Genomic DNA, 13,058 nt, shown 5'->3' on the forward strand with positions numbered 1-13,058 from the left:
TGATAAACCAAAGGAGATGACGTTACTTTTTTTTAGCTCTGCTAATGAAAGCGGAGTGCAACGTAACATAGACCCTGAAATAAATTCAGGGTGACGATACTATTTAAACCAAATTCTCTTCAATAATATCCTGTAATTCCTTTTCGTTTGCCGCAATTTCGTGCAGCAGTTTAAATTGGTTTTTAACGCGGTCTAAATTTTGTGTAGGATAATTAGTTGGATAATACTTATTCCTGCTTAAAAAGTCGGTTAAAAAGCGCAGGGCCTGCATATAGATCATGTATTTGCCCGAAAATAAAATAAGTTCTTTTTCAGTTGCTGTTAAAATATGCTTCATTTCAGATAAATAACCCTTTATCGTAGCTTCAAAATAAGGTAAGCGTATCTTAACCTTATCCAGATCGGTTTCATTTTCCGAGAAAGCACACAGATAGGTCCGCATCATATCACCCAGATCAGAAATGAATTTACCGGGCATAATGGTATCAAGATCAATCACACAGATACCTTCATTCGTTTCACTATCCAATAATACGTTGCTTATTTTTGTGTCGTGGTGCATTACGCGGTCCGGAAAATCATTTCTATGCAAATAGGAAGTGTAATAATCCAGGATGTATTGATGTGTTAAAGCATCTTCAATCTGTTCTTTTGCATCTGCCTTAAGCTTTTCTTCCGCCTGGTTTAATGCCTGTATAAACTGTTCGTACCTTAAATTTAGATCATGAAAGCCCGGAATAGTGGGTTGGAGTGTTTTAGCATCAAACTTATCCAACAAACGGCTTAGTTTGCCAAATTGTTTTGCCGCCTCGTAAGCCTGTTTAGGATCGGCAAGCACATCAAGCGAAATGGTATGTGTTACGAAAGGGAGCATGCGCCAATGCTCGTGTTTAACATGCGCCATTTCTTCGCCCTTTACGGTTGAAACAGGTTTGATAAAAAGATAACCGGGTGCAGTAAGGCTGAGGTAATCGGCAATTGCCCTAAGGTTGTTGGCAATTGCATATGGCGATTTAAAAACCGAAGTATTGATGTTCTGAAGAATGTATTTCTTCTCTTCAGCTTGTGGAGAAAGCAGATAGGTACGGTTAATTAACCCCGTACCTATCTGTGCAATTTTTGTATTTTCTTTAGTGTATCCGTAGGCTTCTAAAACTTCGGAATCTAAATTTAGTTCCATAGTTTTTCAGGATATGTTCCGTTTTTGACCAATTGGTCAATACTATCCTGAACATAAGGTTTGTCTTCTTTATAAGTTACACCAAACCATTTGTTATCAGTAGGTACCACTTTAAAGGTTGCAGTATTGCTTTTTACAAGGTTCTCGCCAATTAATGGAATGAAAAATTCTGCCTTTGGTTTATCTTTATTTGCTTCTGCAAACTCCCTGAATAACTCCTCTGTAATTTTGAAAACAGCAGGTGTAAAACCCCAGAAATTCATGGAAACAGGAGTTTCATAGCTTAAAGGGAATTCTTCGCCATTTTCTTCGTAAAAAATGTTGCCATCTTTAGGATAAACCTTTGTGCGTTCCACAATCTCTTCGAGGTTGCCGGCTGCATCTACTTTGCAAACACCACGCGAAACTGCACCAAATTCTGATAAAGTTTTACCGATCTGGTAACCGATAATCGAGTAGTTGCTATCTGTTACCTCAGTGGTTAAGAAATCAACCATTTTTTTAAAGGCATCAAAACCATAATAGTCATCAGCGTTAATTACACAGAACGGTTCTTTAATTACGTTTCTTCCCGATAGAATTGCGTGTGCCGTACCCCATGGTTTTTCCCTATAAATTTCTTCTTCGATTCCGAACTGTTTAAGATCGAAATTCTGGAAAACGTAATCAGTTTCTATTCTTCCTGCCAATTTAGGTTCGAAAATGGCTTTAAAATTATCTACAAACTCTTCTTTAATGATAAACACAACTTTACCAAAGCCGGCATTTATTGCATCGTATATCGAATAATCGATAATGGTTTCGCCATTAGGGCCAAAACCATCGATCTGTTTCATACTTCCATAACGGCTTGCCATACCGGCTGCCAATATTAATAGGGTGGGTTTCATCTATTGTTTATTATTTTATTTATTAGGCTAGGCCTTTGATGATTAAAAAAAGTATTATTGCCAATAACATTGGCCTGATTTATATTGCGAAAATAGCAATAGTCATCATAATTTTGTTACAAATGGTTTGTTGTTTAATTATAATTCATTTAAATAATTAAAGAATTTATTGAGGTCTGTATCCTGTTTAAAATCTGTTTTCTCTTTTTTCAGGTAATCTGTTATTTCTTTTTCTTTATTAGGCGCAATCGCAAGCAATGATTTTTTGGTTATGTTAATTTTTGATAAACTTCCGTTTTGCAGGATATAATAATCATTGCGGAGATCAAAAGATTTATTAACCGTTGCCGAGCCATAAACAGTATGTTCCGAAATTTTTTTGTAAGGCTTTTTGAAAAGCGATACTTTGCCAGATGCAATAAGCTGGTAAAATGAATTTAAGTTTTGGCCATCTGTTGCAGGAAGTCCATTTGTAAATTTATAGTTGGTTGCCGATGCAATATCGTTAATTTCAAAGGCCGAAACTGGTTCTGTGAAATGCATCATATTGCCATTCTCTGCCTGAAAAATAAGTTTATCATTCATCACATCATATTTTATGGGCATATCTTTATACTGTTTGCCTGATTTCAAGGTTACCTTGCCCTTTATCCAATAGTCGAAGAGATAGGGAGTTCCATCAACATTCTCATATTTGATTTCTTTTAACGGTGTTCCCTGCATGTCGCCGTAAGGTTGAACAATGTATTGCGCCTGGGCCACAATAGAGCAGAAAGAGAGTAAAATAATTAGATATTTCATTTTCTATTAGTTTAAAAACCAAAAAGGCCGCCACCGGTTTTTGAGCGTGTTTTTTTGCCAGTAAGCATGCCGAAGATACCACGCACAATTTCTTTGCCAATCTGGCGGGTAATGGTTGCGCCCATTACCTGCTCAACAATACTTTTTTCGCCAGGTTTTGGTTTGCTTTCTTCTTCCTCCTGTTTTTGGGCTTCGGCCTCTTGTTTTTGTTGTTCGGCAGCAGCTGTTTGATCGTTAATGCGTTTGGTTAAAATCTCATAAGCACTTTCCGGATCAATGGCATCTTTATATTTGGAATACACCGCACTGGCATGAACCAACTGATCGAAATCAGCAATTGTTAAAGGGCCCATAATAGCCCTTGGTGGGGTAAGCATGGTTGCCGAAACCTCGGTTGGGATACCTTTCTCGTTTAATACGGTAACCAAAGCCTGTCCGGTACCCAATGAAGTTAATATTTTATCGATTTCATAAAAATCTGATTTAGGATAGGTATTCACCGTTTTTTTCAGCGCATCCACATCATTTGGGGTAAAAGCCCTTAACGCATGCTGAACGCGGTTACCCAACTGACCTAAAACACTTTCCGGAACATCGGTAGGTGCCTGTGTACAAAAGAAAACCCCAACCCCTTTTGAACGGATTAACCTGATGATGGTTTCGATCTGTTCTAAAAATGCTTTAGAAGAGTTTTTGAACAGTAAATGGGCTTCATCAAAAAAGAATACCAGTTTAGGTTTATCTAAATCGCCAACTTCGGGCATGGTATTAAATAACTCGGCCAGTAAGCTCAGTAAAAAGGTGGAGTATAACACTGGCTGGTTCTGAACATCGGCAATGTTTAATAAACTGATGGTTCCTTTACCATCAACACGTTCGAAAAGATCTTCAATATCGAACGATTTTTCGCCAAACATACCACCTAATCCCTGTTGTTCTATCGCAACAATTTTCCTCAACATGGTACCAGAGGTTGCGGTAGAAATACTGCCATAACTGCTTTTTATTTCTGCTGCACCTGCACCTTCTGAAAGATAGGATACCAGTTTTTTGAGGTCGTTTAAATCAATAATCGGTAGTTTATTGTCGTCGGCATATTTAAATATAACCGCCAAAACACCCGATTGTGTATCGTTTAAATCAAGAATTTTTGATAAAAGTGTAGGTCCAAATTCCAATACGGTTGCACGCATCTGTGCGCCCATTTTACCCGAAAGTGAATAAATCTCTACAGGAAAACCTGTTGGCGAAAAAGCTTTGTTCAATTGTTGGGCTCTTTCTTCTATTTTTGGGTTCACTGCCCCCGGCTGGTTTAGTCCGGATAAATCGCCTTTTACATCCAACATAAAAACAGGTACGCCAGCATCCGAAAGCTGTTCTGCCAATAGTTGTAATGTTCTGGTTTTACCGGTTCCTGTTGCCCCTGCGATTAAGCCGTGCCTGTTCATCATCTTTAATGATAAATTAACCTCGGCTTCGCTGTAAACCTGTCCGTCTAAAATTCCGGCGCCTAAATAAATGTACGAACCCGTTGGGGCATAAGATGATTTTATTTTTTCGATGAATTTTGAAGAAAGATCGCTCATTTTATAAAATTAGACTGCCAATTTAAGAAACATATCTTAAAAAGGTTGCGTTTATGTTAGCACTTTTAATACAAAATATTGCACAAACGATTGTTTATCAGTGCTGGTTAAGTTGCTTATAATAATTTAATTCGTTTTGGAGCAAGGTTATTTTATCCTGCATGTCCTGCACCTGGTTGAGGAGATGCGAAACGGCGTGGATGCCCTCTAAGTTGATTTCCAGATCCTGCGCCAAACGTAGATACTGTTCCAGTTTGGACAGCTCATCGATTGGCAAAAAAACAGATTGTTTCTTAACGGTGGTGTGGATAAGTCCGAAATCTTCCAATGATTGGATAAAATTGATTTCCACATGGTGATAAGCGCAGATAGCCTCGACTGGTATTAGATTGGTTTCCATAATGGTTAGAATTTGGAAAGTTTTTCGAATAGTTCTTTTTGTTCAGTATTTAAATTGGTTGGGATTTTAACCTGCCATTTAATATAGAGATCGCCAAACTGATTGTCTTTTTTATAAACAGGAAATCCCTTGCCTTTTAAACGTAGGGTAGCATCGGGTTGTGTGCCTTCGGGGATTTTAAGTTTTACCTTACCGTTCAGTGTTTCAACAATTTTTTCTCCACCTAAAACAGCAGTGTACAGATCCACTTCCTCCTGGATATAAATATCATTGCCTTTCCGTTTGAACTTAGGATCGTCGGTGATGTTGAATTTGATAAACAGATCGCCCGGAGGGCCATTGTTAACACCAGGTGCACCGTAACCCGGAAGTTTGATCTTTTGTCCGTTTTCTACACCTGCCGGAATGGTAATGCGTACCTGTTTGCCATTAACAGTTAAGGTTTGTTTATGTGTGGTATAGGCATCGAGCAGGTTTAACTGTAAATCTGCATTGTAATCCTGACCTTTAAAAGGGGAGTTTCTACTGCTACGGCCACCACCGCCACCGAACATGGAAGAAAAGAAATCAGAAAAATCTTCTCCACCAAAACCTCCCGAATAACTGCTGCCTCCATAACCTCCCGAATAACTGCTGCCTCCATAACCTCCGCTTTGCGATTGATATTGCCTGCGTTGTTGTTCCTGGGCATCTAACTGATCGGCATGTTGCCAGTCCTTACCATATTTGTCGTACTTTTTCCTTTTCTCCGGATCGCTCAACACTTCATTCGCCTCATTAATCTGCTGGAACTTTTTATTGGCTTCCTCGTTATTCGGGTTGAGATCGGGATGGTGTTTCCTGGCTAATTTTCTATAAGCTTTTTTAATATCCTCCGTACTTGCATCTTTTTTTAAATCGAGGATTTTATAATAGTCTATGTAGTCCATAATGGCTTAACAAATAAATAAAGGTAATGTTCAATTTTATAGCATAAATGTAAGGTTTTAAAGTGAAATGGGCATAGAGCAGGGAGCAGAGGGCATAGGGCGGGGAGCAAGTGGCGAAAGGTTAATGCAAGGTGCGGAGGCATGGGATTAAGCGGATAACGCAAGGTGAATAGAGTGGGTGGGCGCAGTTAGCTGCTTTTGGGTGGTGCTGTCAGCTGTTACCAGCTGACAGGTAAATTAAGATCAACGTAGTTGATGCCTTGTTGAGTCTTTTGGTAAATCCTTCGACAGGCTCAGGATGACAAATATTGTAAAAAAAAAGTGCCCCATATAGAGGCACTTTAATCGATAAAGGTAGAGAGAAATTATTTTTTGTTCTTCACGTATTTTTCCAACCACTGGTCTTGTTCCCAAAGCATGTGCAACAGATTTTCTTTGCCACGGTAACTGTGTGCTTCGTAAGGTAAAAATACAAAACGGGTGGTACCACCGGCTCCTTTAATGGCATTGAACAAACGTTCGCTATTAATTGGAAAAGTACCTGGGTTATCGTCTGAATCGCCGTGGATTAATAATATTGGTGTTTTAATCTTATCTGCATAACTAAACGGACTCATTTCGTAATACAATTGAGGAGCCTGCCAGTAAGTACGCTCTTCGTTCTGAAAACCAAATGGTGTTAATGTACGGTTATAAGCACCACTGCGTGCAATACCTGCAGCAAAAAGATTGGTATGTGCCAAAAGGTTTGCTGTCATAAATGCACCGTAACTATGGCCGCCAACAGCCATACGTTTTTTATCTCCAACCCCTAAATCCGATAATTTATTAATGGCAGCTTCAGCATTTAACTGTAACTGCTCTACAAAAGTATCATTAGGTTTTTTACCGTCTTTGGCTACAATCGGCATTTCTGCATTATCCAAAACAGCATAACCACGGGTTACCCAAAAAATAGGAGAGGCCCAGCTAATGGTAGTAAACTTGTCTTTCGAGCCACGGATTTGGGCAGCATCTGCAGCAGAGTTAAACTCGCGTGGATAAGCCCAGATTAAAGTTGGCAATGGCCCGTCTTTATCTTTATTGTATCCTTTCGGTAAATATAAATCGCCTGTTAAATCAACGCCATCGGCACGTTTATAAGAAATTTTCTCTTTCGTAATGCCTTCTAATGATGGGTATGGATTGGTGAAATTGGTAATTGGCTGATCAGCAATGCGCAGCATCAGGTTTTTAATAAAGTAATTTGGAACCAGTTTCTGGCTCTCTTTACGGGTAAGTAAAACCAGTTTATCAGGGTTAATTACATCGCTTACATACTCGAAGGTACCTTCGGCACTGCGCCAGATAATTTCGTTCTTTTTGGTAGTTAAATCAAATTTGGCCAGGAAAGGTAAATCACCTTTTTCCGACGAACCGACAGTATTGTTTAATAACAGTTTAGTTCCATTATCAACCGTTTTAATCACCTGGCGGCCGTATTTATTTTTCACGGTAACAGGCGAACCCGGGTTGCCATAGGCATCGGTTTGGTTACGGCTGTATAATTCTTCTACGGCCCCTGTTGTTGGATTGTAGCGGCTTACCTTGCTGGTTTGTTTGCTGCGTAAACCTTCCATAATCAAAGCAAGGTTTGCATCGCCCCATTGTACGCCACGATAGCGGGTTTTTGTTTTGAATAACTCTTTTTCAGTTCCGCTAAAAGGAGCACTTAAAGCATAAACGGCATCGTGAAAAGGCATATCTTTTTTAATCAGGCCGCTATCCAAAGGTTTACTCCAAACCAATGTGGCAGCTTCGTCATCGCGCCAATCGAAACCGCGGGCAACATTTTGGGTATTATCATAACCAGAAGGTGTACCTTCTGATGACGGCAGCTCGGCAATAACTTTGATCGTTTTGCCCGTTAAATCGGTAATGCTTACTGTAGATGGAAAACCAAAAGCCGATACTAGATAAGAAAAAGGCTTGCGGATGGTTTCTATCATCATGTAATTTTTATCAGGCGATAACCTTGTTGAGGCATAAATGGCCGGTTTGCCGATCGGGGTTTCTACACCAGCGGTATTTTTAACCAGTTGTGAAGTAGCAAAAAACTCAAACAACTGTTCGTCGAAAGGCGATTTAATTAAATCCTGAAAGGTAACACTTGGCGCAGCTTTGCCCAGGTTTTGTTGGATGGTTGGTCCCTTCGGCATCAAAGGTTTTGTTGGTGCAGCACTGGCCGGTTTTATTGCCGTGCGGTAAATAATGGTATTATCATTTAACCAGGTAAGACCGCTACCCAAAACTACGTTTAAGAAAGCTTTATTGGTTTTGGTTGCTTTTTTCGTAGCCAGATCGATAATGTAAAGATCTACACCTTTTTGGGTGGTATTGGTAAAGGCAATTTTATTTTCCGATGGGTTCCAACTGATGTTACCCGCGTATAAAGGCGTTGGCAAACCTGCAACCTGAAAAGTTTGGTTCGACTTAATATTTTTAAGACTGAAATTATTAATATAAGTCTGCCTGCTTGGCGAGTAGTTATTTGGGTTTAACCTTAAACCGGCAATGCGGTACTCGGGCATGGCCAGCTCCTCTACCGAAGGGTAAGAGTTCCGCTCGCTAAAAAGGATCCACTCTGCCTTGCCATCTATACTTACACCCGGTGTAGGTTTGGCAAGTAAAAGATCGGCAATTTCTTTTGGTGGGGTTTTATAACTGATGGCGTCCTGTGCGCTCGCACTTAACGATGCGCAGGTACCAGCTATTAATAAATAGAGGTGTAATTTTTTAATCATTTCCAGTTAGTTTGTTCGAAATAAGGAATAATTCAAATATTGGAAAATTTAAGGTATTGTAGCGTAACTTCTTATTTACATGGCTATCGTAACCGCAAAGGAACGCAAAGTGTAGGCACAGAGGTAGCAAGAGGAAATTGAGAAAATCTTCCGTGCAAATCTGTTCATCTGTGGCTATTAAATTGAGGGCGGCTACATCATTTAACAAAGCGGGTGCGTTAATTATAAAATACAATGCATTAATTATAAAAGCGGATACAATATTTAACTGTATTAAGATATATTCTGTGCTAATCTGTGCATCTGTGGCAATTAAATAATCGTGTTGAGCTTGGGTCTGGCATTTAAATAATTGTGGGTGGGTAACTTGCATCAGATTTAACCACCAAGACACGAAGGCACAAAGAATAACCTCTGAGCCCGAATAACTACTCGAAATGAGAAATTTGCAAAAAGGTCATGGATTGAAATCTTCGGTGCAAATCTGTGCATCTGTGGCAAAAAAATCCTAAAATTAACTATAACTCTGTTCCATCATCCATTTTACATCTTCCATCCTTTTACGGGTACATGCTGCTTATCCGTGCCACAGAGTTGTTCACCATTTCTTTTAACACTTCTACATCGACATCGCTCAGTTTTTTTACATAAATGCAGGCTTTGGCTGTTTTGTGTTTCCCGAATTTGGCAAGCAGTTCATCACGGTTATCAAATTGGGAAGATAAGTATAAGGAGATGGCATCTTTCCGGGGTGAAAAACCAACCAATGGTGCATCGCCTTCCCGGCCGCTCTCGTATTTATAATGGTAACTGCCAAAACCTACTATGGCTGGTCCCCACATTTTAGCGGTAAACCCTGTGATTTCCGCAATAATTGCTGATAGATTAAAGCAATCTTTCCGTTTAGTTTCGTCGGTTACCGTATTTAGAAAGTCGGTAACACTTAAATCGTTTTCGGTGGTTTTATTCTGTGCCATTTTTTTTACATGAATATAAGCTTATTCCAGAATTGTTTCAAATTCCAAAAGGTCAATTGTAATATTTTTAACGGTTAGCCTTAAGCCTTTTATAAATTTTTAATTTGGCCTTCATCAATTTAAGAAATATCCAAATATGAAAACATATCATCCATTAAAATATTTATCGGTTATTAATAGCCTTATTGTGTGCCTGGTTTTTTCTTTTTTTAGCGCGGGTGCACAACAAAAACTAAATGTAGCGATAGCTGGCTTAAACCACGATCATGTTTACCTGATTATGAGCAGCTACCAAAAAGCCGAAGTAAATATTATTGGCATTGCCGAAAGTAACCCCGAACTGATCACCAAATTTAAAACGCGCTATAAAATACCAGATAGTGTGTTTTACAATAACCTGCCCGATTTATTAAAGAAAAAGAAACCTGATGTAGTGCTGGCCTATAATGCTGTTAGCGATCATCTGGCTGTTGTAGAAGCTGCGGCTCCGCTGGGCATATCGGTTATGGTAGAAAAACCTTTGGCCGTAACGGTTAAACAGGCCGAAAGAATGGCCGAACTTGCCAGGCAATATAAAGTATATGTGCTTACCAATTACGAAACCACCTGGTATCCGAGCAATCAGGAGATCTACAAAAATGTAAAAGAAAGTAACAGTGTTGGTGCTTTACGGAAAATCATTGTGCACGATGGTCACCAGGGGCCAAAAGAAATTGGCTGCAGCAAGGAATTCTTAAGCTGGCTCACCGATCCTGAAAAAAACGGGGCAGGGGCATTGGTAGATTTTGGTTGTTATGGTGCCAATTTAATGACCTGGTTAATGGATGGCAAAGCCCCGGTTTCTGTTACGGCAATTACCCACCAGATCAAAAAGGATGTTTACCCAAAAGTAGATGATGATGCAACTATCCTGCTCGAGTATCCTAGTGCCACCGGAATTGTTGAAGCCTCATGGAACTGGCCTTTCAGTATAAAAGATATGGAAGTTTTCGGTGCAACAGGATATATCCAGGCTGTAAACGAAAAAGAGTTACGGGCTAAACCCAATGGTAAAGAAGGTTATAAGGTTTATCAGGCCAAAAGTTTAGAGCTTATCTATGCAAACCACTTGAACTATTTGGCAGCTGTTTTAAAAGGCGAAATAAAGCCGACAAACGATTTATCTTCTTTGGAGAATAACCTAATTGTGGTGAAAATTTTAGAAGCAGCTAAAATTTCGGCTAAAACGGGTAAGAAGGTAGTTTTAAAGTAGCAATGCCGCAAAAGAAAATAGCCACCTGATTGATGGCTATTGGTAAAAGATTTTCATCTTTTTTATGGTGTGCCTGCCCTCCGCGGATCACCCGCTCACAGGACTTTTTTATCGTCTCTTTATGCATAACAATTTAGGCAATACTTGGTTTTGTTATGCGAAATAATTTTACACATCGTGTGGAAAATGTTAATATCTCTGGCTAAATGAAGAAGATATTAAGCTATTTGCATTAAAAAGGGTAAATGTGCTACTTAGTTTTACGCATTTTTGTTGATTAAAAACTTTTTTCGGCCTTTGATGTTTGTGATTTGATTAACCGGTAGGGATAAAATAATAATTCCTTACATCAAAAATTAACAACTAGTAAATCATGGCCGGATTAAATAATGAGCTTTTTTGTAAACTAGGCGATTTGTCTGTTGATGGATATTTTATTTTTGAACCAGAACAGCAGAAATTTTTATACCTGAATAAATCTTTTGGCGAAATCTGGGAATTAACAACTGATGAGATTCTTGCTGATCCAAAGATGCTGGAGAAACAGATCCATCCCGAAGATCTGGCACATACCGCATCTTGTTATGAAGAATGTTTGGAAGATAGAGCCGAAAAAAAATACGAATTCCGTTTGTTGTTTCCGGAGAGGGAGAAATATGTGCGTGCCATTATTTATGCCATTGAAGAGGGTAAATATTTAGCCGGTACAATAGAAGATACAACCGTAATGCGGCACAATAAAATCCATATCGAACAGATCAACGCCCGCAAAAACATCACTTTGGAGGTGCTTGCCCACGATTTAAAAGAACCTTTGGGCATGATGAAATTAACGGCTTCGTCAATGGAATTTGGTATCGCCCAAACTGGCGATGAACAGATGATGGATTCGCTTGCTTTTATAAAAGACATGTGCGAACGGAACCTGCTGCTGGTAAGGAGCATGATCAACCGCGAATTCCTAAAATCATCCATTGTAGAAATAGGTAAAGAACGGGCCGATCTGGTATGGGAACTCCGCGATGTAGTGCGCTTTTATAAACGGTCAAAACTCGGCAAAACCAAAAATATCCGGTTTACCAGTTCAGCGGAGCAGATTTACCTGCATTTAGACAGTATGAAGTTTCTTCAGGTAATCAATAATTTAATTTCCAACTCGTTAAAATTTACTGATGAAGACGGGTACATAGGTCTTCATGCCGAAGAATTGGAAAACACTGTATTGATTACGGTAACCGACGATGGAATCGGAATTCCGGAGGAGTTACAGGCGGGGCTTTTCGATCACCTGCCCGAAACTTTAAGGCCCGGTTTAAAAGGTGAGGAATCGGGAGGATTTGGCATGGGCATCATCAAGGCAATTGTTGATTTACATCAGGGGAAAATCTGGTTCAAGAGCAAAACCGGTGTTGGAACAACCTTCTACATCGAGCTACCTAAGTAGCCCTTTTTAATTTTAAAATACCGTAAGTTATATTTGGATTATGATTAACATTATTCTTGCGGATGATCACAATATTATCCGGACCTCACTAAAAGTACTGATCGAAAAACATGAAGGGATTAAAGTTGTAGCAGAAGTATCTGATGGTTTAGGTGTTTTAGAACTTCTGGAAAAAGGGATAAAAGCTGATATTGTTTTATCGGATATTGTGATGCCGAACCTTGATGGGATAGCGCTGATCAGTAAAATTAAAACGCTCGGGTACGATACAAAAGTGGTCGTACTTTCTATTCTGGACGACGAAAAATATGCTTCAAATGCCTTTATTTCAGGAGCTTCGGCTTACCTCTCGAAAGACATTGAAGAAGACGAATTGCTGTTCTGCCTGCAACATGTAATGAAGGGAAAACGTTATCTTTCATCTAATTTATGCATCTCGATACTGGAGCGTTTTAATACACAATTGAATATGTTGTCGCAAAAAACCGGTACCGAAATCAACTTTTCGGAACGCGAAATTAATGTATTAAAACTCATTGCAGATGGCTTAACCAACCAGGAAATTGCCGACAAATTATACCTCAGTAGGCGCACTGTTGAGAGCCAGAGAGAGGCTTTGATCAACAAAACCGGCACCAAAAACTCGGCTTCGCTGGTACGTTTCGCCATGCGGAATGGTTACGTTTCCTAAGATTTAGGGCTGTTTTTAAGGGTATTTTTTGCTGTTTTGAATAAACCGTAAAAAATCGGGTATTTCTACAAATAACATTGGATGATGCTGTTTTGTTGAATAACTACAATCACCCTAAAACCGAT

The 13,058-nt window shown here is 39.3% G+C and carries 11 protein-coding genes; 3 read left to right on the forward strand and 8 right to left on the reverse strand.

Annotated elements, in window-relative coordinates:
• Nucleotides 1-103: 103 nt before the first annotated feature.
• The 8 genes from B2V92_RS16130 to B2V92_RS16165 form a co-directional block, all read right to left on the reverse strand.
• The gene (locus B2V92_RS16130) at nucleotides 104-1,180 is read right to left on the reverse strand and encodes a phosphotransferase enzyme family protein (RefSeq protein ID WP_293309967.1); all 1,077 of its coding nucleotides are present in this window, start codon (nucleotides 1,178-1,180) and stop codon (nucleotides 104-106) included.
• A complete protein-coding gene (locus B2V92_RS16135) occupies nucleotides 1,171-2,070 on the reverse strand; it encodes a nucleotidyltransferase family protein (RefSeq protein WP_293309969.1) in 900 nt (299 codons plus the stop codon). Before B2V92_RS16135 ends, B2V92_RS16130 begins: the two co-directional genes overlap by 10 nt.
• 138 nt (nucleotides 2,071-2,208) lie before the next feature.
• Nucleotides 2,209-2,871, reverse strand: a complete 663-nt coding sequence (locus B2V92_RS16140; RefSeq protein WP_293309971.1) for a hypothetical protein — start codon at nucleotides 2,869-2,871, stop codon at nucleotides 2,209-2,211.
• 11 nt (nucleotides 2,872-2,882) lie between these two features.
• Nucleotides 2,883-4,457 (reverse strand): helicase HerA-like domain-containing protein, encoded by a 1,575-nt coding sequence (locus B2V92_RS16145; protein WP_293309973.1) that lies wholly within the window; start codon nucleotides 4,455-4,457, stop codon nucleotides 2,883-2,885.
• Between the two features lie 97 nt (nucleotides 4,458-4,554).
• The gene (locus B2V92_RS16150) at nucleotides 4,555-4,857 is read right to left on the reverse strand and encodes a chaperone modulator CbpM (RefSeq protein WP_293309975.1); all 303 of its coding nucleotides are present in this window, start codon (nucleotides 4,855-4,857) and stop codon (nucleotides 4,555-4,557) included.
• A 5-nt stretch (nucleotides 4,858-4,862) separates the two neighbouring features.
• The gene (locus tag B2V92_RS16155; protein ID WP_293309977.1) at nucleotides 4,863-5,786 is read right to left on the reverse strand and encodes a J domain-containing protein; all 924 of its coding nucleotides are present in this window, start codon (nucleotides 5,784-5,786) and stop codon (nucleotides 4,863-4,865) included.
• 365 nt (nucleotides 5,787-6,151) lie between these two features.
• Entirely contained in the window at nucleotides 6,152-8,569 is a 2,418-nt protein-coding gene (locus B2V92_RS16160; protein WP_293309979.1) for an alpha/beta hydrolase family protein, read from the reverse strand.
• Between the two features lie 560 nt (nucleotides 8,570-9,129).
• Nucleotides 9,130-9,546: a DUF1801 domain-containing protein gene (locus tag B2V92_RS16165; protein WP_293309981.1), complete on the reverse strand. Its 417-nt coding sequence runs from the start codon at nucleotides 9,544-9,546 to the stop codon at nucleotides 9,130-9,132.
• A 136-nt stretch (nucleotides 9,547-9,682) separates the two neighbouring features.
• On the opposite strand from B2V92_RS16165, the gene B2V92_RS16170 reads away from it, so the two are divergent.
• The 3 genes from B2V92_RS16170 (at nucleotide 9,683) to B2V92_RS16180 (ending at nucleotide 12,933) form a co-directional block, all read left to right on the forward strand.
• Nucleotides 9,683-10,798, forward strand: a complete 1,116-nt coding sequence (locus B2V92_RS16170) for a Gfo/Idh/MocA family protein (RefSeq protein WP_293309983.1) — start codon at nucleotides 9,683-9,685, stop codon at nucleotides 10,796-10,798.
• Between the two features lie 373 nt (nucleotides 10,799-11,171).
• The gene (locus B2V92_RS16175; protein ID WP_293309985.1) at nucleotides 11,172-12,242 is read left to right on the forward strand and encodes a PAS domain-containing sensor histidine kinase; all 1,071 of its coding nucleotides are present in this window, start codon (nucleotides 11,172-11,174) and stop codon (nucleotides 12,240-12,242) included.
• 40 nt (nucleotides 12,243-12,282) lie between these two features.
• Nucleotides 12,283-12,933, forward strand: a complete 651-nt coding sequence (locus B2V92_RS16180) for a response regulator (RefSeq protein ID WP_293309987.1) — start codon at nucleotides 12,283-12,285, stop codon at nucleotides 12,931-12,933.
• Nucleotides 12,934-13,058: the final 125 nt, after the last annotated feature.

The organism is Pedobacter sp. UBA5917 (assembly GCF_002432345.1).
Taxonomy (GTDB): Bacteria; Bacteroidota; Bacteroidia; order Sphingobacteriales; family Sphingobacteriaceae; genus Pedobacter.